This window comes from Methylobacterium sp. E-045, from assembly GCF_022829685.1.
Classification (GTDB): Bacteria; Pseudomonadota; Alphaproteobacteria; order Rhizobiales; family Beijerinckiaceae; genus Methylobacterium.
In genome coordinates, this window is sequence record NZ_JAKSYE010000064.1 from 67,163 (window position 1) to 84,402 (window position 17,240).

Here is a 17,240-nt window from a genome sequence, read left to right on the forward strand (position 1 = left end):
TATCGACACCGGGACCGGCTCCCTGTCGGGCCCCGGTGATAGGATCGCTTTCCCCATCCCTCTAGCCCCGAGCCGGGATCAGCCCGGCGGCCATTTGAAATCGTCGGCCCGGCCCGGCTGCGGCATGGGCGCCGAGCCGCGCTGAAGCACCCTTTCCACGTTGCCCGATGCGTCGCCGTCGCGCGGTCGCCCGCTGATCAGCGTGCCGCCGGGGGTCACTTCGGCGCGGCCGAGGGGAATGACCGGGCCGGCCGCCGGCTTCACCGGAAGGGCCGGGATGCCGGGGGGCTCCGGCAGGCTCGGCAGCATCGCCGTGATCTGGCGATCAATCGCGGCGGTATCGTCGAGCTTCGGCGCTTCGCCATCCAGAAGGGGGCCGGGAACCGTCGCCACGGGCGCGACGGCCGGAGCCTCCGTGGGATTGGCGCCCATGAGACGTTTCAGTTCGACGTCGGCGAAATGTGCGACCTTGCGGGCGCCCGCCTTGGTGAAATGCACGCCGTCCGACGTCCGCAGCTTGGCTTCCTGCCCTTCGAGGTCGGGGCCGGTCATGGTGAAGCGGTTGCGGTCGTCGACGAAGCCCGGCCAGATGTCGACATAGGTCCCGCCCGCCTTGGCGACCCGGTCGCGGATCAGGTCGTTGATCGTGGCGATGTCTTTCGTTAGCGGCTCGCTGCGCATCGGCGGTGCGCCGACCCAGATCAACGGAATCTTCTGGGCGGCGAAGACCTTGGCCAGGGCGTCCACGCGGTCGCGGTAGATCTCGCGCCAGCGTTCCGTCCCGGGGTCCACGGTCTCCGTCCCGTCACGGATGGGCTGGCGATCGTTGGCGCCGAGCATCACCACCGCATAGGAGACCTTGGGGCTGGTTTTCAGAAAATCCTCTGCCGCCTTCGGCCAGTCGACCACATCCTTCCGGACGAGACCGCTATCGGCTTTCGAGCGGTCGAGGATCGCCACGTCGGTATTGTCCTCGAACACGTCGTCGAGGCCGCGGCCGAGATAGGTCGCCAGCGAGTCGCCGAACACCGCGATGCGGACCGACGGCTCCGCCTTGGGCTGGACCGGCTTCGGCTGGGCGATCACCGGAGCCGGGCGAGGCCGCTTCGTGTAGGAGCGCTGGCTCTCCCCGATGGTCGGCGGACGCGGACGGGTGGGGCGGGCCGACGGCACCGGGGTCGGGGTCGGCTGGACCTGCTGCGGCCGATCCTCCCAGGGCCAGTAGAACTGGCGCGGCGCTTCCTGGGGGGGAGGGGCGTAGCGGCGGTTCGCCTGCCTGCCGCCGTAATCCCCCTCCTCGCGGGGCCGGCGGCGTGGCGCGTAATAGGAATCGCCGCGAGAGGTCTCGTAGGAATCCCCCCATTGCGCCACGGCGGAAGGGCCTGACGTGAAGAGCAGGGGCGTCGCGAACAGGGTGAGGAAGCAGGCGCGGAGAACGGCGTCCCTCACTCGTCCCGCAACGGCCACCCCGTGCGATAGGGTCTTGACGGTCCTTGATGCCACGCTGCGACCTGCCTGCTGATCGTCGGACGACGACACCCCTCCATCTTAGCCGACGATCCGCCCCGCGTCTAAGCGTGCCTCACGAAACGCCCGATCACCCTCGGTCCCCGCTCTGAGCACGGCGGCCCAGCGGGTGTTCTGTGAGAGACGCCAAGGATACCTTGCGAGGCGAAACATCATGGACGCGCCGACAGGTGCTCCAGAAGGGCCGGGGTGGCGTAGCCGTCGGCCACGAGACCTTCCTTGATCTGATACCGGCGGACCGCCTCCCGCAGCTTCGGTCCGGCCCGGCCGTCGGCGTCGCCGACATAGAGGTCGCGGGCGGCAAGGCCCTTCTGCAACGCCTGCAGGCCCGCCTTGTCGAGGCGGGGCGCATTCGTCGGCCAGGGCGCCGCCAAGGCCGGGCCGCCGGCGAGCCGGTCGGCGAGATGGCCGACCGCGAGCGCATAGGAATCGGACGTGTTGTAGGCCCGGACCACCTCGAAATTGTCGGTGATCAGGAAGACCGGCCCGCCCGAACCGCCGGGCAGGAACAGGCTCGCCGCGCCCGAGGCCGGCAGGGCACCGCCATCGATCCTGCGAACGCCGCGCTTGGTGAAGTCCGACAGGTCCGCCCGGTACCGCGTCAGGTCGAACCCGCCGGGAAGCGTCACGGCGTAGCCCCACGACAGGTCCCGATTCCAGCCGAGGGCCTGGAGATAGGCGGCGATGGAGGCGAGGGCATCGGCCTCGGAGCGCCAGATGTCGCGGTGGCCATCCCCGTCGAAATCGACCGCGTGTTTGAGGAAGGTCGAGGGAAGGAACTGGGTCTGACCCATGGCGCCGGCCCATGAGCCTTTCATCGCCTCGGGGGCGATGTCGCCGCGCTGAAGAATGGTCAGGGCGTCGAGGAGTTCGTCGCGAAACAGCGTGCCGCGGAAGCGCGCCTGCGCCAGGGTCGCCAGGGCGCGGATGGTCGGGACGGTCCCGCCGCTCGCCCCGAAATCCGATTCGACCCCCCAGAAGGCGAGGACGATCCAGCGCGGCACGCCCGTGCGCGCCTCGACCGCCGTCAGGGTATCCGAAAGACGCGCCGCCTGGGATCGCCCTTTGGCGATCCGTCCGGTCGACACCGCGCCGACCAGATACTCCCAGACCGGGCGTCCGAACTCGCCCTGCGCCGTGGTCCGGGCGAGGATGCCGGGATCGGGTGAGGATATTCCGCGAAACGCCGCGTCGAAGGTCGCCGCGCTGATCCCACGGGCCTTCGCATCGGGTCGCAGGGCATCGATGAAGCTGCGGAACGATGCGTTGGCCGCGATATCCGGTTTCGCGGCCGCGGCGGGGCGGACGGCGTCCTGTGCCCTGGCCTCGACCGCCAGGAGGACGCAGACGGTCGTGGCGGCGCGAAGGAGCGTCCTCATAAACGGTTGCGCCGGGCCAGGGTCTCTTCCCAGGCGAGGGCCTGGGACACGATCCCGTCGAGGTCGTCATGGCGCGGCCGCCATCCCAACTCGTCGCGGATCCGGTCCGCCTTCGCCACGATCTGCGCCGGGTCGCCCGGCCGGCGCGGCGTCAGCCTCACCTCGAAATCGCGGCCCGAGATACGCTTGACCACCTCGATGACGTCGAGGACCGAATAGCCGCGACCGTAGCCGCAATTGAGCGTCTTGCTGGCGCCGCCCGAGCGCAGATGCGCGATCGCCACGCAATGGGCATCGGCGAGGTCGGAGACCTGGATGTAGTCGCGCAGGCACGAGCCGTCGGGGGTGGGATAATCCGTGCCGAACACGTCGAGATGGGTGCGCCGGCCGAGTGCCGCCTGCGTGGCGACCTTGATGAGGTGGGTCGCGTCGCTGGCCGATTGACCGCTGCGCCCGCGCGGATCGGCCCCGGCGACGTTGAAGTAGCGCAGAATGACGTAGCTGAAGCCGTGCGCCTTGGCCGCGTCGGCGATCATCCATTCGCTCATCAGTTTCGAGCGGCCGTAGGGGTTGATCGGCGCGGCGACGAGATCTTCGGGAACCGGGACGATTTCCGGCTCGCCGTAGATCGCGGCGGTGGAGGAGAAGATGACGTGCTTCACCCCGCCCGCGACGGCGGCCTCGATGAGCGCCCTCGTCTTCACCGTGTTCGACAGATAGTAGCCGAGCGGGTCCGCCACCGATTCCGGCACCACGATCTTGGCGGCGAAATGCGCCAGGACGTCGATTCCGTGCTCGGCGATGACCCGTTTCACCAGGGCCTGATCGGCCACGTCACCCACCACCAGGGTGACCTGGGGCGGGAGCACCCAGTCGAAACCGGTGGACAGATCATCGAGGACGACGACGTCCTCGTGGCCGGCATCGAGCAGTGCCAGCACCATGTGGCTGCCAATATAACCCGCGCCTCCCGTCACCAGAATCGCCATGGCCCCACTTCCATTCCCGCGGACTTCGCGGAAGATATACCTGAAACCCTCCGCATGATCATGTGGTGAGTTGCGCCGCCTCGGCCGTGGAAATGGTTTTGTTCTTGCTCGCGCGGTCACGACAACGTGCTATCGTTCTTCGCCTCCGGGTTGTTCCCACCGCATTTTAAGAGACCGGGTCCCGCTTGATGAAACCGATTCGTAAAGCCGTCCTGCCTGTCGCAGGGTTGGGTACCCGCTTCCTGCCTGCCACCAAGGCCGTCCCGAAGGAAATGCTCACCGTGGTCGACCGGCCGGTGGTCCAGCATGTGGTGGACGAGGCGCGCGAGGCCGGGATCGAGCATTTCATCTTCGTCACCGGACGCGGCAAGGCCGTGATCGAGGATCACTTCGACATCGCCTTCGAGCTCGACCGGATGCTGCAGGAGCGCGGCAAGGAAGCGGTCTACGAGGAGCTGAAGCGGGACCTCCCCGCCGCCGGGCAGACGAGCTTCACCCGCCAGCAGGCTCCCCTCGGCCTCGGCCATGCGGTCTGGTGCGCCCGCGAGATCGTCGGCGACGAGCCCTTCGCCGTGCTGCTGCCGGACATGCTGAGCAAGGGCTGCATGCAGCAGATGCTCTCGGCCTACGAGCGCCATGGCGGCAACGTCATCGCCGTGGAAGAGGTGAAGCCGGAGGAGACCCACCAGTACGGCATCGTCGGCGTCGGCGAGACCTACGGGCAGACCTTCGAGATCAACGGCATGATCGAGAAGCCCAAACAGGGCACCGCCCCGTCGAACTTCATCATCTCCGGGCGCTACATCCTCCAGCCGGAGATCTTCTCGATCCTCGAGCACGGCGAGAAGGGGGCCGGCGGCGAGATCCAGCTCACCGACGCCATGATCCGGCTGGCCGAGAAGCAGTCCTTCTACGGCATGCGCTACGAGGGCCGGACCTACGACACCGGTTCGAAGCTCGGCTTCCTCACGGCGAACATCGCCTATGCCCTCGAGCGCAAGGATCTGGCCGGGCCGCTGAAGGCCGAAATCGCCCGTCTTCTCAAGGAATTGTGAGCCGAAACGGCCGAGACCTGCAAGCTGCGCCGTATGGTGCATCCGACGCGGGCGGGGCATGCGCCGTGCGCAGCCTTTCGGCGGCGAAACACCCTTGCGTTTTGTGCGACGCACTTTACATTGTGCATTGCGAGATCGCGATGGCGTCGCGGTCCCGTAGCCCTTCTTGGGCGTTTCCTCCCTAGACTTCGGGCCGCTCTTCGGAGCGGCCTTTTTTCTTGGGCGCCTCGTTTTCCGCCGGGTTCGGGCTGAGCGCGGCGATTGAGGCGCGCACGAACCCTGGATGTGCCTGGCCTGGAAACGCGGGCCTATTCGGCCGCCATCCTGCGCGGCGTGAGGCTGTCCATCTCCTCGGCGACCGCCTTCACCACCTCGCGCAGCATCCAGACCAGATCGGCGAAGCCCTGCGTGACCGCGAGGGTGGTCTCGTTCATGTAGAGACCGCGATTGATCTCGATCTGAAGCGCGTGACGGCCGATATTCGGCTCGCCGTAATGTTCGGTGATGAAGCCGCCCGCATAGGGCTTGTTGCGCAGGGTGCGGAAGCCGCGCGCGCGCAGATGATGTTCGAACGCCGCGATCAGGGCCGGCGTGCAGCTCGTTCCAAACCTGTCGCCGAGGACGAAATCGGCCTTGGAATCCTCCTCGCGCAGCAGGCTCGACGACGGCATCGAGTGGCAATCGATCAGGAGGGCGTGGCCGAAGACGCGGGCCGTGCGCTGGACGAGGCCGCGCAGGGCACGGTGATACGGTTTGTAGAGGTCCTCGATCCGCGCGACCGCCTCTTCCACGGGAAACCGCCCGCGGTAGATCTCCTGACCGTCGGCGACCACCCTCGGCACCGTGCCGAGGCCGCCGGCCACCCGCATGGACCGCGTGTTGGCGAAGGGCGGAAGGCGCCCGTCGAACATGCGCGGGTCGAGCTCGTAGGGCTCGCGGTTCACGTCGAGATAGGCCCGTGGGAAGTTCGCGCGCATCAGCGGCGCGCCGAGATCGACCACCGGCGCGAACAGCCGGTCGACATAGGCGTCCTCCGAGCGCCGGAGCGCCAACGGGTCGAGGCGCGACGTCGCCAGGAAGGCCTTCGGGTAGACCGCCCCGGAATGAGGCGTGTTGAACACGAAGGGAAGCGTGTGTTCCCGCGGCTCGTCGATGGCGAAGGGGGGCGCGAAATCTCCTGGAGTCGCGGCATCCCGGCGAGGGTTCGGCTCGGTCATCGCGGCGTGGGCGCCCAGGGGCTCAAGGGGAAACGCATGGTCACACTGTGCGGCGCGCGAGGGGGCGTGTCCACTGTGACACGGACCGTGGTGAAGCGACCGGCGTGCTCCTGTGCACGCGGCCCGGCCCCCGATCGCAACACCTTGTTTACCAAGTCTGCGCTTTATGAAAAGAACACAGCGACTCAAGGGTGCGGGACACCGACCGATGAAGATCCTCCTGGCCGAAGACGACAACGACATGCGCCGGTTCCTGGCCAAGGCGTTGCAGAATGCCGGCTATGACGTGCTGTCGTTCGACAACGGCCTCTCGGCCTATAATCGGCTGCGCGAGGAGCCCTTCGAACTGCTCCTTACCGACATCGTGATGCCCGAGATGGACGGGATCGAGTTGGCCCGCCGCGCCACCGAACTCGATCCGGACATCAAGGTGATGTTCATCACGGGTTTCGCGGCGGTCGCCCTCAACCCTGACTCGAAGGCTCCGAAGGACGCGAAGGTTCTGTCCAAGCCCTTCCACCTGCGCGATCTCGTCAACGAGGTCGAGAAGCTGCTGGCCGCCTGAGACGGGACATGCTCCCCCGGCCGACGACGGCTTTGTCATAGGAAGGTGGCGGCCGTTCCCCTATATGCTGAGGGGAGCGAAGCGGGACGTCAGCAAACCATGCCTCCGGTGACCATCTACACGACAGCCTGGTGCCCTTACTGCACCGCCGCCAAGACCTTGCTGCGGGAGAAGGGCGTTTCTTTCACGGAGATCGACGTCGAGAAGACGCCGGGCTCGCGCCTCGCCATGATCCAGCGTGCCGGCGGCCGGACCAGCGTGCCGCAGATCTTCATCGGCGAGACGCATGTGGGCGGCTGCGACGACCTCTATGCCCTCGACCGGTCGGGCAAGCTCGATCCGCTCCTGTCGACGCCGGCGGTGCCGTCATGAGCGACGCGTCGCCGATGCCCGAGGCGAAAGCCGAGCCCCGCTTCGTCGCGGCCTGCATCCAGATGCGCTCGGGGCGTGATCCCCTCGCCAACCGCGATGCCGCCGTCGCCCTCGTGCGGGAGGCGGCGTCACAGGGGGCACACTACGTACAGACGCCGGAGATGACCTCCCTGGTGGAGCGGGACAAAGCCAGCCTGTTCGCCAACGTGCGCGAGCAGGACGAGGATGTGACCCTGGCGGCCCTGCGCGACGTGGCCCGCGAACGCCGCATCGTCGTCCATATCGGCTCCCTAGCCGTGCGGAACGGCGACAAGATCGCCAACCGTGCCTTCCTCATCGATGCGGAGGGGGCGATCACCGCCTCTTACGACAAGCTCCACCTCTATGACGTGGACCTTCCCAACGGCGAGCGCTGGCGGGAATCCAACACCTATACGGGTGGTGCCTGCGCGGTCGTCGCCGAGACGCCCTGGGCCCCCCTCGGCATCGCGATCTGCTACGACCTTCGGTTCCCGGCCCTGTACCGGGCTCTCGCGGAAGCCGGGGCGACGATCCTCAGCGCACCGGCCTGTTTCACCAAGCAGACCGGCGAGGCGCATTGGCATGTCCTTCACCGCGCCCGCGCCATCGAGACCGGATCGTTCATGCTCTCGGCCGCCCAAGGCGGTCGTCACGAGGACGGACGCGAGACCTACGGTCACTCGATCATCGTCGATCCCTGGGGCAAGGTGCTGGCGGATGCCGGCGGGGCGGAGCCCGGCGTGATCCTGGCCGAGATCGACCTCGCCCGCGTCACCGAGGCACGGGGCCGGATTCCCGCCCTCAAACACGCGCGTCCCTTCACGGTGGAACGGGTCGGGCGGACGGGTCGAGCATGAGACCGGTCCGGTCCCGCCGATGATCCGCTACACCCTCGTCTGCGACAACGGCCACGGTTTCGAAGGTTGGTTTCGCTCCAGCGATTCCTATGACGCTCAGGCGGCGAGCGGCCTCGTGGCCTGTCTCGCCTGTGGCTCCGTCAAGGTCACGAAGGCCATGATGGCGCCCGCGCTGGCGAAGACCGCGGCCTCGGTGCCGGACAAAAGCCGCTCGATCGCCGAAGCGTCCGCGAGCGAGCCCGTTGCCGTGCCTTCGGCGGACGTGCCGGCGATGGCCGAGCCGGAGCGACAGTTGCGCGCGCTGATGCGCGCCGTGCGCGAGCATGTGACCCGGACGGCCGACAATGTCGGCCCCCGCTTCCCGGAGGAAGCCCGCCGCATGCATTACGGCGAGGCCGAGTTCCGGCCGATCTACGGCGAAGCGAGCCCCTCCGAGGCCCGCGCCCTCGTGGAGGAGGGGATCGACGTCGCGCCGCTCCCCGCCCTGCCCGGCGACCTCAACTGAGCGGTCGCCGCACTCCGCTCACCGCTTGAGGGCGGCCGTACCGGCGATGGAGGCCAGGACGAAGGCGATGGCCGCGTTCCAGCCGGCGAGCGAAATTCCGAGGAAGCGCCAGGCGGCGGTGGAGCAATCGGCGACCCGCGTCGCCTTCAGGGTATCGAGGAAGTCGCCGACATCGCTGGGATTGGCGCCGCTGCCGCCGCCGCAATCCGACGGACCGGCCCAGAACGCCCATTCGGCGCCCGCGTGATAGATGCTAAGGCCGGCTCCATAGAGCAGCCCGAGGGCGGCGATCCCGAGGATCAGCCGCGTCACGCGCTCGGGCGTGAACAGGGCGAGCAGGGCCAGCGGGATCGCCGCGTAATAGGGCAGGCGCTCCGTCAGGCAGAGCTTGCACGGTACGTAGCCGAGGACCCACTGGAAATAGAAGGCGCCCGCGAGCGCCAGTGCGGAGCCGATCAGGACCGCCAGCGCGGCCCGGCGAAGACGGAGAAGTATGGAGTAATCGATCACAGCAGCACCTTGAACAGGACGAAGCCGAGGATGATGACGGCCACCGTGATGGCCGCGACGACGTTCAGATGCCGGTCGAGGACGGCGCGAATGGATACGCCGTAGCGCTTCAGAAGCCCAGCCAGCAGGAAGAACCGCAGGCCGCGGGTGATGAGCGAGAGCACGACGAACCAGAACAGGTCGTAATGGGCGAAGCCCGAGGTGATCGTCACCAGCTTGAAGGGGATCGGCGTCAGTCCCTTCAGCAGGATCACCCAATGCCCGTACTGGGCGTAGGAGGCCTGGAAACTCGCCGCCTTCTCGTTCAGCCCGTAGAGCGAGAACAGCCAGACCCCGAGGGAATCGTAGAGCAGGGCGCCGATCGCGTAGCCGAGCAGCCCGCCGGCGACGGAGGACAGGGTGGTGATCGTCGCGTAGAGCCAGACCTTGTCGGGCCGGCTCACGGCCATCGGCACCAGCATCACGTCGGGCGGGACCGGAAAGAACGAACTCTCCGAGAACGCCACCGCACCGAGCGCGTAGGGGGCCGACGGCTTGCCCGCGAGCGCGAGTATCCACTCGTAGAGGCGGCGGATCATGAAGGGCTTCTATCCGATGGGGGAGGGCGCGAGGCCCTTTGAGCACAACCCGGCCGGACTTGCGAGCCGGAAGCGTCGGTACGGCACCCGGCGGTAAAACCCCTCTGGCCGTCCGCGCGAACCTGTGCCATGAGGCGGATGTTGCGGGCGTGGTGGAACTGGTAGACGCGCCGGACTCAAAATCCGGTTCTGGTGACAGAGTGTCGGTTCGATTCCGACCGCCCGCACCATTCGCCCCTGCGTCGCAGGCCGTGAGCCAGCCCCGGGCAGACCCTATCTCGCTTGCAGGAAGCGGCGGATCCAGCCGCCGACGCGGGGAGCGTCGCTCTCGCCGCGCAGCGAGGCGACCGCGGCAGCCTGAAACGCTTCGTCGTGAGGCAGAGCGGGCCGATGCCCGGCGATCAGAGCCGTGGCGTAATCGCTCTCGAATTCCGGATGGACTTGGAACGAGATCGCCCGTCGTTCCGGGTAGGACAGGATGCCGTAGGGCGTGAAATCATTGCCGCCGAGAATGCGCGCGCCCGAAGGGGGAGCGATGACCTGATCCTGGTGGATCGCCGGCACCGAGACGCGGGTCGCCCCGTCCATCCATGCCGCGCGTTCGAACACGTCGTAGGTGTGGAGGCCGATCCCCCAGCCCTTGGCCGATTTCTCCACCGTGCCGCCGAAGGCCGCTGCCATGATCTGGTGGCCGAAGCACAGGCCGACGAGCTTGGCGCGCCCGTCGACCGCGCGCAGAAAATGCGCGAGCGGCGCGATCCACGGCAGGTCGTCATAGACCCCCGCCGCCGAACCCGTGACGACGAACGCGTCGAAGGTCTCGGGAGCGGTCGGGAACCGCCCCTCCGCCACCGGAAAGGTGGTCACCTCGGCAGGGTTGCCGAGGAGTCTCTCCACCATCCGGCCATAGGACGGGTATTCCTCGGCCAGGCGGGCGGGCGGTGCCCCCGCCTCGATGATTCCGATCTTCATCGTCGCCTTATGGCCAAGACCGCGGATCGATGCGAGCCCCAGCCCTTCAGATGACCGGATCGAGCGTGGTGACGGGAGCAGCCGCCACCGGCTTCGCCAGGACGTGCGAGGCGGCGACCGCGACCACCATCACGGCGAGGAAGATCGCGAAGATCACCGGGTTGAAGATGACCAGGGCGATGAAGCAGATGCCGGCCATGGCCAGGGCGAAGGCGGGTGCGACGGGAAAGAACGGCGCCCGGTAGGGACGGGCGAGGTCGGGCTCGCTGCGGCGCAGCTTGAACAGGGCCGCCATGCTCATGCCGTACATCACCAGTGCGCCGAACACCGCCATGGTGACGATGCTCGCCGTGAGGGACTGGCCCGCGATCTCGATGAGATTGTCGCTGTAGATGGCGGCGATGCCGATCAGGCCGCCGGCGACGGTGGCCACGTGCGGGGTCTGGAAGCGCGGATGCACCTTGGCCAGGAAGGCGGGGAGGTAGCCGGCGCGGCCGAGGGCGAAGATCTGGCGCGAATAGCCCATGATGATGCCGTGGAACGACGCCACGAGGCCGAACAGCCCGAGCCAGACCAGCATGTGCAACCAGCCGCTCGACTCGCCCACCACCGTCTTCATGGCCTGGGGCAGCGGGTCGTTGAGGTTGCTCAGCGTCCGCCAGTCGCCCGAGCCGCCCGCGAAGATCATCACGCCGAAGGCGAGGACGGTGAGCGTCAGCACGCCGGTGATGTAGGCGACGGGGATCGTGCGCTTGGGGTCCTTGGCCTCTTCCGCCGCCATGGCGACGCCCTCGATGGCGAGGAAGAACCAGATGGCGAAGGGAATGGCCGCGAACATCCCGCCGATGGAGGCCAGGGTGAAGGTCGATTCGCCGGCCCAGCCATGGGCGGCAAAATTCGAGAAGCTGAAGGCGGGGGCAACGACGCCCATGAAGACCAGCAACTCGCCCACCGCCAGGATGGTGACGAACAGCTCGAACGTGGCGGCGATCTGCACCCCGACGATGTTGAGGGTCATGAAGATCAGGTAGGCGCCCAGCGCCGCGTGTTTCGGGTCGAGGCCCGGAAACTGGACGTTGAGATAGGCGCCGATGGCCAGGGCGATGGCGGGCGGCGCGAAGACGAACTCGATCAGCGTCGCGTAGCCGGCGATGCAGCCGCCGATGGGGCCGAAGGCGCGTCGGCTGTAGGCGAAGGGGCCGCCGGCCTGCGGGATGGCCGTGGTGAGTTCGGTAAAACTGAAGATGAAGGCGACGTACATCGCGGCGATGAAGGTCGTGGTCACTAGGAAGCCGAGGGTCCCGGCGCTGGCCCAGCCGTAGCTCCAGCCGAAATACTCGCCGGAGATCACGAGGCCGACGGCGATACCCCAGAGGTGGAACGCGTTCAGGCCCTTATGCAGGCCGGTGGATTCGCTTTGCATGGTGGGATCCCGTCATCGGCGATGGCTGCCGTCGGGAAACCATAAAGCAAGAGTTTTGCCGGAAGAGAAAGAGGGCGTGCGAAGCGCGTATCCCGCCTCACGCCGCCGTGGCGCGGGTGCGCAGACGGGGCGTCTCCTTGGGGCGGATGTCCATGGCGTTTCCGCGCCAGACGATGGCGCGCTGCATCCAGGCGCTCCCCCACATGACGGGCAGGAGCGCGTCCCGCAGAAGGAAGGCGAGGAGCAGCCGGGGAGAGCGGTGCCACCCGGCGCGAGCGGCGAGGGCGTATTCGGCGCCGTACCAGAGCATCGCCAGGGCGACGGTGCCGAGTAGGACCGGAACGGTCGGGACGGCGAGCGCCGCGATGGCGAAGGGCAGCACCGCCCCGGAGCCGATCTCGGGCGCGAAGAAATGCGGGAAGGTGACCCTACGCAGGCGCGCCCAGCGCACCTGCCGCGACCAGACTTCGCGGAATGCCCGGCTGCCCAGGGGTTGCTCGAAGGGCGCGGCCACGAGATGGACCCGCTTGCCGGCGGCGCGGACGAGCTTGGTCGCCGCCGCATCCTCGGCGATCTCGGCGGCGAGCGCCCGGATGCCGCCATGCCCGTCGAGGAACGGCTTGTGCCAGAGCATGCTCTTGCCCTGGGCGAAGCCGAGGCCGAGGCTCTCCCCCGTATATTGCCAGCGCGCCTGGAGCGTATTGAGGAAGGCGCATTCCAGCTCGGCGAAGAAACCGTGCGGCCGCGAGCCGATGGGCGTGGAGCAGACGAGGCCCGTATCCGGTCGCCAGGAGGCCTGCAGACGCTGCAGGTAGTCCGGCGGCATCAGGACGTTGGAATCCGCCAGCACCACCCATTCGTGCCGGGCCGCCTCCCAGCCGCGCACGCAATTGTTGAGTTTGGGATTGTCGCTGATCCGCTCGTCCCCGACGATGAGCCGCGCCGGCACCGCCGGATGGGCCGTCATCAGCCGGTGCAGCAGCGGGACGATGGGATCGCGGCCGTCGGCGACGCAGAAGATGAGTTCGTAATCCGGATGGGCGAGATGGAAGCCGCGCTCCAGCATCTCCTCGCTGAACGCCTCGAGGCCGCAGACCGGGCGCACCAGGGAGACCGGCGCGGCGGCGGGAAAGCTCGGGAGCCCGCGATTGCGGCCGATGCGCCATGCGGCGATGGCGATGCTGAGACAATTCACCAGGGTCAGTGCGGCACAGAGCGAGAGCGCGACGATCGCGCCGGTCTCGAGACTGCCGAACATGCCGCGCTCCCTCCGGGCCTCCGCCGCCTGACGGAACCAGCCCCCGCCGGAGGCCGTAACAGGCGGGCTGTTTCAGTCGTATGACAAAGGCGCGGCTCCCGTCTGTCGCCCGTCGCAGGGAAGGTCACGGCGTGAGCGAGACGAGACCCGTGGCCGCTCGCGGAACCGAGGTCAGGCCCGGCCGGTTCGACCCGGCATGATCCCGCCCATCGTCGCCCACCCCGCCTATCAGGCCGTCCTGCCGGACGGGCACCGGTTCCCCATGCGGAAATATGGGCGGCTGGCCGAAACCCTGGCGCGACTCGGCCTTGCCCCCTCCGGCTTCGTCAGGCCGGAACCAGCGGACGCGGCCCTGCTGATGCGCGCGCACCGGCCGGATTACGTCGAGGCCGTCCTGGCCTGTTCGGTCTCGCGGGAGATCGAGCGCAACATCGGCCTGCCGGTGGACGAGAGCGTCGTGGCCCGTTCGCGGGCGTCCGCCGGCGGCACCCTCGCGGCGGCGCGGCTGGCACTGGACCACGGCCTCGCCGGAAGCGCCGCCGGCGGCAGTCACCATGCACGGCGGGAGACCGGCGCGGGGTTCTGCGTGTTCAACGACGTCGCCGTCGCCGCCCTGGCGCTCCAGGACGAGGGCGCGATCCGCCGGGCGCTGGTGGTCGATTGCGACGTGCATCAGGGGGACGGTACCGCCGATTGCCTCGCCGGGTCGCCGGACCTGTTCACCTTCTCGATCCACGCCGAGAAGAACTATCCGACGCGCAAGATCCCCGGCGATCTCGACATTGGCCTCGTCGACGGCGTCGACGACGCGGCCTACGCCGCCGTGCTCGCGGCGCACCTGCCGGGCCTCCTCGACGGGCTCTCGCCGGACATCGTGTTCTACAATGCCGGGGTCGATCCGCACGGGGACGACCGGCTCGGTCGACTGGCCCTCACCGATGCGGGCCTGGCCGCGCGGGATCGCTACGTCGTCGGGGAGGCGCGCCGGCGTGGCATCCCCCTCGTGGCGGTGATCGGCGGCGGCTATGCCACCGATATCGACGCCCTCGCCGCCCGCCACGCCCTCGTGTTCCAGGCCATGGCCGCCCTGGCGTGATCCCGCTCAGGGCGTGCCGCACGAGTCGGGCGGGACGCCCTCGGTCACGCATCGCGCCACCTTCTCGAGTCCGTCAAAGAGCCGCTCCAGCTGCGCGCCTTCGAGGGAATGGAAGCCCAGCGTCCGGGAGATCAGCAGCCCCAGCGTCGAGAAGACGAGGGCCGCGCCGATCCCCGGACAGGTCTCGATCTTTTCGAGAGCTGCGAGCCGCTCGCTGAGGAAGAGGTTGAACCCGGCGAAAGCCTCCGGGTTCTCGGCCGACGCCAACAGGAAAGCCCGCGGAAACCCCTCTTCCTCCGCATAGACCTGCCGCGCATGGGCGATCAGGGCGAGGGGGAGGGCGGAGGGGCCCGGCACCTGCTCCGCTTCGAGCCGGGCGATGCCCTCCTTGACTTGCCTGAGCTTGCGCTCGGCCATCGCCGAGATCAGCGCGTCCTTCGAGGAAAAGTGGTGGAGCACCCCGCCCTTGCTCAGGCCCGCCTCGGCCGCGACCGCGTCGATCGTCAGGGTGCGCGTGCCCGCGCGACGGATCAGGCTCTCGGCCGCATCGAGGATGACGCTCGGCCGATCCTCCCGCCGTGTGCGCGGCTTGACCATGTTCCCTCTCTAAAAACCGTCTGGACGGTCGGTAAGATAACCGATAGAGAGGCGGTTCGATAGAGCTGTCGCGGGGTGGGTCACAGTGTCTGGTCCGGCCATGTCCATTCGACGGTACCGAGGTGTGCGGACGGCGGTCTGCCTCGGCTTCGCTGCCCTGGCCTGCCTTCCGGCTCGGGCCGAGGGCGAGTCCGGCCAACCCGGCCCGACGCCCTCGAACAAGAGCCTCGCCACGGTCCGCACGGCGAAGGCCGAGCGCAGCACCATCTCGGCCGATCTCGTCTTCACCGGCGACATCCAGGCCCAGTCGCAGGTGAACGTGGCCTTCCGCAACAACGGCAAGATCGCCACGCGCCTGGTGGAGGTGGGCGATCACGTCACCGCCGATCAGGTTCTGGCCAAGCTCGATCCGCAGGAGCAGCGCGCCAACCTCAACAACGCGCAGGCGGCGTTGACCTCCGCCGAGGCGCTGCTGACCCAGGCGAAGGTCAATTTCAAGCGCCAGGAGATGCTGCTGTCCAGCGGCTTCACCACGCGGCCGAGCTATGACGATGCCGAGCAGCAGCTGCGCACCACCCAGGCCTCGGTGGAATCCGCCAAGGCGGCCCTGGGCACGGCCCAGGAGCAGTTCTCCTATACCGACCTGAAGGCGGGCGTCGACGGCATCGTGCTGAGCCGCAGCTTCGAGGTTGGCCAGGTGGTCCAGGCCGGACAGACCGTCCTCACCATGGCCGAGGACGGGCCGCGCGACGCGGTGTTCAACGTGTTCGAGGCGGTGCTCGCGACCCCACCCGAGAGCAAGCAGGTGGACATCACCCTTCAGGCGGACCCGACGGTGCACACCGTCGGCACCGTGCGGGAGATCTCGCCGAGCGTGGACGCCGCCTCCGGCACCGTGCGGGTGAAGGTCGGCCTGAAGGACACGCCCGCCGCCATGTCCCTCGGGGCCATCGTCATCGGCACCGGCAAGTTCAGGCCGCAGACGGCCATCGTCCTCCCCTGGTCCTCGCTCTACCGCTGGGAGAACGGACCCGCCGTATGGGTGCGTGATCCGGCCAGCGGCAAGGTCGCCCCGCGCAACGTGACCATCGACCGGTATTCGCCCAACACCATCGCCCTGTCCGGCGGTGTCGAGCCGGGCGAGGAGGTGGTCATCGCCGGCATCCAGTTCCTCCGGCCGGGCCAGACCGTGGCCGTCGCCGAGGAGATCGCCCGATGATCCGCTCCGGCATCCGCGTCGTCCTCATCGGGGCGGCCCTGTCCGGCCTCGGTGCCTGCCATGGCGCCGAGGACGAGGAGGCCGGCCCGCCGCCGGTGCGGCCCGTGCTCTATACGGAGGCCAAGCCCGTCGACACGATCGTGTTCGGACCCTTCGCCGGGTTCGTGGCCCCCCGTTACCAATCGGAGATCGGGTTCCAGATCGCGGGCCGTGTGATCGCCCGCGACGTGACGGTGGGCGACGTGGTGAAGAAGGGCCAGCGCATCGCCGCCCTCGACCCCATCGTCACGCGCTTCGCTCTCACCCGCGCCGAGGCGGAACTCGCCGACGCGACGGCGCAGTCGGAGAATGCCAGCGCCACCGAGCTGCGGCAGCGGCGGTTGATCGCCAACGGCAATGTCAGCCAGGCCCGCCTCGACAGCGCCGTGGCGAGCCGCGACACGGCCCAGGCCCGGCTCGCCCAGGCCCAGGCGAACCTGCAGAAGGCCCGCGACCAGATGGGCTATACCGAGCTGCATGCGGATTTCGACGGCGTGGTCACCGTCCGCAGCGCGGAAGTCGGACAGGTTCTCTCCGCCGGACAGGCGGTGGCGACCCTGGCCCGGCCCGAGGAACGCGAGGCCGTGGTCGACATCCCCGAGGATCTCGTGGGCGCCATGCCCAAGGACGCGGTCTTCACCGTGGCGCTCCAGAGCGCGCCCGACGTGACAGCCACGGGCAAAGTCCGCGAGATCTCGCCCTTCGCCGACCAGAAGACCCGCACCCGGCGGATCCGGATGACCCTGCTCAACCCGCCGGAGGCGTTCCGCCTCGGCTCCACCATCACCGTCGAGCTCTCGCGCCACATGAAACCGCGGTTCCCGCTGCCGGCGACGGCGGTCTTCGAGGCCGATGGCCGAAGCGCGGTCTGGATCGTGAACCAGGCCGGGGATGCCGTGGCCCGCCGCGACGTCACCGTGGCGGACAGGAACGGCGAGCGTGTCTCCATCACCGAGGGCCTGAAGCCGGGGGAGCGCGTCGTGCTCGCCGGCGCACTCAGCCTCAGCGAGGGCCAGCGCGTCCGCCTCGCCGACACATCGCAATAGCCGCGCCGATCCGAA

The 17,240-nt window shown here is 68.5% G+C and carries 18 protein-coding genes and 1 tRNA gene; 9 read left to right on the forward strand and 10 right to left on the reverse strand.

Annotated elements, in window-relative coordinates; genetic code table 11:
* Nucleotides 1-78: 78 nt before the first annotated feature.
* The 3 genes from MKK51_RS08945 to galE all read right to left on the reverse strand — a co-directional run bounded on the left by MKK51_RS08945 (nucleotide 79) and on the right by galE (nucleotide 3,895).
* Complete coding sequence (locus MKK51_RS08945; RefSeq protein WP_243976781.1) at nucleotides 79-1,413, reverse strand: DUF459 domain-containing protein; 1,335 nt, start codon at nucleotides 1,411-1,413, stop codon at nucleotides 79-81.
* Nucleotides 1,414-1,679: 266 nt separating this feature from the next.
* On the reverse strand, nucleotides 1,680-2,906 hold the full coding sequence (locus MKK51_RS08950; RefSeq protein ID WP_243976478.1) for a lytic murein transglycosylase: 1,227 nt from the start codon (nucleotides 2,904-2,906) through the stop codon (nucleotides 1,680-1,682).
* Nucleotides 2,903-3,895, reverse strand: coding sequence for a UDP-glucose 4-epimerase GalE (galE, locus tag MKK51_RS08955; protein ID WP_243976479.1), 993 nt, complete (start codon nucleotides 3,893-3,895; stop codon nucleotides 2,903-2,905). The genes MKK51_RS08950 and galE overlap by 4 nt, the downstream gene beginning before the upstream one ends.
* Before the next feature lie 188 nt (nucleotides 3,896-4,083).
* Between galE and galU the strand changes: the two genes are divergently transcribed.
* Complete coding sequence (gene galU / locus MKK51_RS08960) at nucleotides 4,084-4,950, forward strand: UTP--glucose-1-phosphate uridylyltransferase GalU (protein WP_243976482.1); 867 nt, start codon at nucleotides 4,084-4,086, stop codon at nucleotides 4,948-4,950.
* Nucleotides 4,951-5,258: 308 nt separating this feature from the next.
* On the opposite strand, the gene MKK51_RS08965 is transcribed toward galU, so the two are convergent.
* Nucleotides 5,259-6,167, reverse strand: coding sequence for an N-formylglutamate amidohydrolase (locus tag MKK51_RS08965; protein ID WP_243976483.1), 909 nt, complete (start codon nucleotides 6,165-6,167; stop codon nucleotides 5,259-5,261).
* A 208-nt stretch (nucleotides 6,168-6,375) separates the two neighbouring features.
* Here MKK51_RS08965 and cpdR point away from each other — a divergent pair, with 208 nt between their 5' ends.
* The 4 genes from cpdR (at nucleotide 6,376) to MKK51_RS08985 (ending at nucleotide 8,487) form a co-directional block, all read left to right on the forward strand.
* Nucleotides 6,376-6,732, forward strand: coding sequence for a cell cycle two-component system response regulator CpdR (gene cpdR, locus MKK51_RS08970; protein ID WP_003603128.1), 357 nt, complete (start codon nucleotides 6,376-6,378; stop codon nucleotides 6,730-6,732).
* A gap of 99 nt (nucleotides 6,733-6,831) precedes the next feature.
* Nucleotides 6,832-7,104: a glutaredoxin 3 gene (grxC, locus tag MKK51_RS08975; RefSeq protein WP_243976485.1), complete on the forward strand. Its 273-nt coding sequence runs from the start codon at nucleotides 6,832-6,834 to the stop codon at nucleotides 7,102-7,104.
* Nucleotides 7,101-7,982 (forward strand): carbon-nitrogen hydrolase family protein, encoded by an 882-nt coding sequence (locus tag MKK51_RS08980; RefSeq protein WP_409565653.1) that lies wholly within the window; start codon nucleotides 7,101-7,103, stop codon nucleotides 7,980-7,982. The genes grxC and MKK51_RS08980 overlap by 4 nt, the downstream gene beginning before the upstream one ends.
* A 19-nt stretch (nucleotides 7,983-8,001) precedes the next feature.
* Nucleotides 8,002-8,487, forward strand: coding sequence for a DUF1178 family protein (locus MKK51_RS08985; RefSeq protein WP_243976487.1), 486 nt, complete (start codon nucleotides 8,002-8,004; stop codon nucleotides 8,485-8,487).
* A gap of 18 nt (nucleotides 8,488-8,505) precedes the next feature.
* Here the strand turns inward: MKK51_RS08985 and MKK51_RS08990 are convergent, their stop codons facing one another.
* The gene (locus tag MKK51_RS08990) at nucleotides 8,506-8,997 is read right to left on the reverse strand and encodes a disulfide bond formation protein B (protein WP_243976489.1); all 492 of its coding nucleotides are present in this window, start codon (nucleotides 8,995-8,997) and stop codon (nucleotides 8,506-8,508) included.
* Nucleotides 8,994-9,575 (reverse strand): YqaA family protein, encoded by a 582-nt coding sequence (locus MKK51_RS08995; protein ID WP_243976491.1) that lies wholly within the window; start codon nucleotides 9,573-9,575, stop codon nucleotides 8,994-8,996. Before MKK51_RS08995 ends, MKK51_RS08990 begins: the two co-directional genes overlap by 4 nt.
* A 143-nt stretch (nucleotides 9,576-9,718) precedes the next feature.
* Between MKK51_RS08995 and MKK51_RS09000 the strand changes: the two genes are divergently transcribed.
* Nucleotides 9,719-9,805, forward strand: a tRNA-Leu gene (locus MKK51_RS09000).
* A 43-nt stretch (nucleotides 9,806-9,848) separates the two neighbouring features.
* Here MKK51_RS09000 and MKK51_RS09005 read toward each other — a convergent pair.
* From MKK51_RS09005 to MKK51_RS09015, 3 genes are all read right to left on the reverse strand, one after another.
* A complete protein-coding gene (locus tag MKK51_RS09005) occupies nucleotides 9,849-10,547 on the reverse strand; it encodes a glutamine amidotransferase-related protein (protein ID WP_243976493.1) in 699 nt (232 codons plus the stop codon).
* Between the two features lie 46 nt (nucleotides 10,548-10,593).
* Complete coding sequence (gene eat, locus MKK51_RS09010) at nucleotides 10,594-11,970, reverse strand: ethanolamine permease (RefSeq protein ID WP_243976494.1); 1,377 nt, start codon at nucleotides 11,968-11,970, stop codon at nucleotides 10,594-10,596.
* A gap of 97 nt (nucleotides 11,971-12,067) precedes the next feature.
* Nucleotides 12,068-13,228: a ceramide glucosyltransferase gene (locus MKK51_RS09015; RefSeq protein WP_243976495.1), complete on the reverse strand. Its 1,161-nt coding sequence runs from the start codon at nucleotides 13,226-13,228 to the stop codon at nucleotides 12,068-12,070.
* Between the two features lie 196 nt (nucleotides 13,229-13,424).
* Between MKK51_RS09015 and MKK51_RS09020 the strand changes: the two genes are divergently transcribed.
* Nucleotides 13,425-14,324: a histone deacetylase gene (locus tag MKK51_RS09020; protein WP_243976496.1), complete on the forward strand. Its 900-nt coding sequence runs from the start codon at nucleotides 13,425-13,427 to the stop codon at nucleotides 14,322-14,324.
* A 6-nt stretch (nucleotides 14,325-14,330) separates the two neighbouring features.
* On the opposite strand, the gene MKK51_RS09025 is transcribed toward MKK51_RS09020, so the two are convergent.
* Nucleotides 14,331-14,921: a TetR/AcrR family transcriptional regulator gene (locus MKK51_RS09025; RefSeq protein WP_243976497.1), complete on the reverse strand. Its 591-nt coding sequence runs from the start codon at nucleotides 14,919-14,921 to the stop codon at nucleotides 14,331-14,333.
* A 100-nt stretch (nucleotides 14,922-15,021) separates the two neighbouring features.
* Between MKK51_RS09025 and MKK51_RS09030 the strand changes: the two genes are divergently transcribed.
* Both MKK51_RS09030 and MKK51_RS09035 read left to right on the forward strand, forming a co-directional pair.
* A complete protein-coding gene (locus MKK51_RS09030; protein ID WP_243976498.1) occupies nucleotides 15,022-16,140 on the forward strand; it encodes an efflux RND transporter periplasmic adaptor subunit in 1,119 nt (372 codons plus the stop codon).
* Nucleotides 16,137-17,225 (forward strand): efflux RND transporter periplasmic adaptor subunit, encoded by a 1,089-nt coding sequence (locus tag MKK51_RS09035; protein WP_243976499.1) that lies wholly within the window; start codon nucleotides 16,137-16,139, stop codon nucleotides 17,223-17,225. Before MKK51_RS09030 ends, MKK51_RS09035 begins: the two co-directional genes overlap by 4 nt.
* Nucleotides 17,226-17,240: the final 15 nt, after the last annotated feature.

What these genes read in the sequence shown, in the direction of transcription:
- galE (WP_243976479.1), bottom strand. Translation starts at nt 3,895, where the DNA reads ATGGCGATTCTGGTGACGGGAGGCGCGGGTTATATTGGCAGCCACATG.
- MKK51_RS09020 (WP_243976496.1), top strand. Translation starts at nt 13,425, where the DNA reads ATGATCCCGCCCATCGTCGCCCACCCCGCCTATCAGGCCGTCCTGCCG.
- MKK51_RS09035 (WP_243976499.1), top strand. Translation starts at nt 16,137, where the DNA reads ATGATCCGCTCCGGCATCCGCGTCGTCCTCATCGGGGCGGCCCTGTCC.
- MKK51_RS09005 (WP_243976493.1), bottom strand. Translation starts at nt 10,547, where the DNA reads ATGAAGATCGGAATCATCGAGGCGGGGGCACCGCCCGCCCGCCTGGCC.
- grxC (WP_243976485.1), top strand. Translation starts at nt 6,832, where the DNA reads ATGCCTCCGGTGACCATCTACACGACAGCCTGGTGCCCTTACTGCACC.
- MKK51_RS08995 (WP_243976491.1), bottom strand. Translation starts at nt 9,575, where the DNA reads ATGATCCGCCGCCTCTACGAGTGGATACTCGCGCTCGCGGGCAAGCCG.
- MKK51_RS09030 (WP_243976498.1), top strand. Translation starts at nt 15,022, where the DNA reads ATGTCCATTCGACGGTACCGAGGTGTGCGGACGGCGGTCTGCCTCGGC.
- MKK51_RS08980 (WP_409565653.1), top strand. Translation starts at nt 7,101, where the DNA reads ATGAGCGACGCGTCGCCGATGCCCGAGGCGAAAGCCGAGCCCCGCTTC.
- MKK51_RS08965 (WP_243976483.1), bottom strand. Translation starts at nt 6,167, where the DNA reads ATGACCGAGCCGAACCCTCGCCGGGATGCCGCGACTCCAGGAGATTTC.
- eat (WP_243976494.1), bottom strand. Translation starts at nt 11,970, where the DNA reads ATGCAAAGCGAATCCACCGGCCTGCATAAGGGCCTGAACGCGTTCCAC.
- MKK51_RS08950 (WP_243976478.1), bottom strand. Translation starts at nt 2,906, where the DNA reads ATGAGGACGCTCCTTCGCGCCGCCACGACCGTCTGCGTCCTCCTGGCG.
- cpdR (WP_003603128.1), top strand. Translation starts at nt 6,376, where the DNA reads ATGAAGATCCTCCTGGCCGAAGACGACAACGACATGCGCCGGTTCCTG.
- MKK51_RS09025 (WP_243976497.1), bottom strand. Translation starts at nt 14,921, where the DNA reads ATGGTCAAGCCGCGCACACGGCGGGAGGATCGGCCGAGCGTCATCCTC.
- galU (WP_243976482.1), top strand. Translation starts at nt 4,084, where the DNA reads ATGAAACCGATTCGTAAAGCCGTCCTGCCTGTCGCAGGGTTGGGTACC.
- MKK51_RS08985 (WP_243976487.1), top strand. Translation starts at nt 8,002, where the DNA reads ATGATCCGCTACACCCTCGTCTGCGACAACGGCCACGGTTTCGAAGGT.
- MKK51_RS09015 (WP_243976495.1), bottom strand. Translation starts at nt 13,228, where the DNA reads ATGTTCGGCAGTCTCGAGACCGGCGCGATCGTCGCGCTCTCGCTCTGT.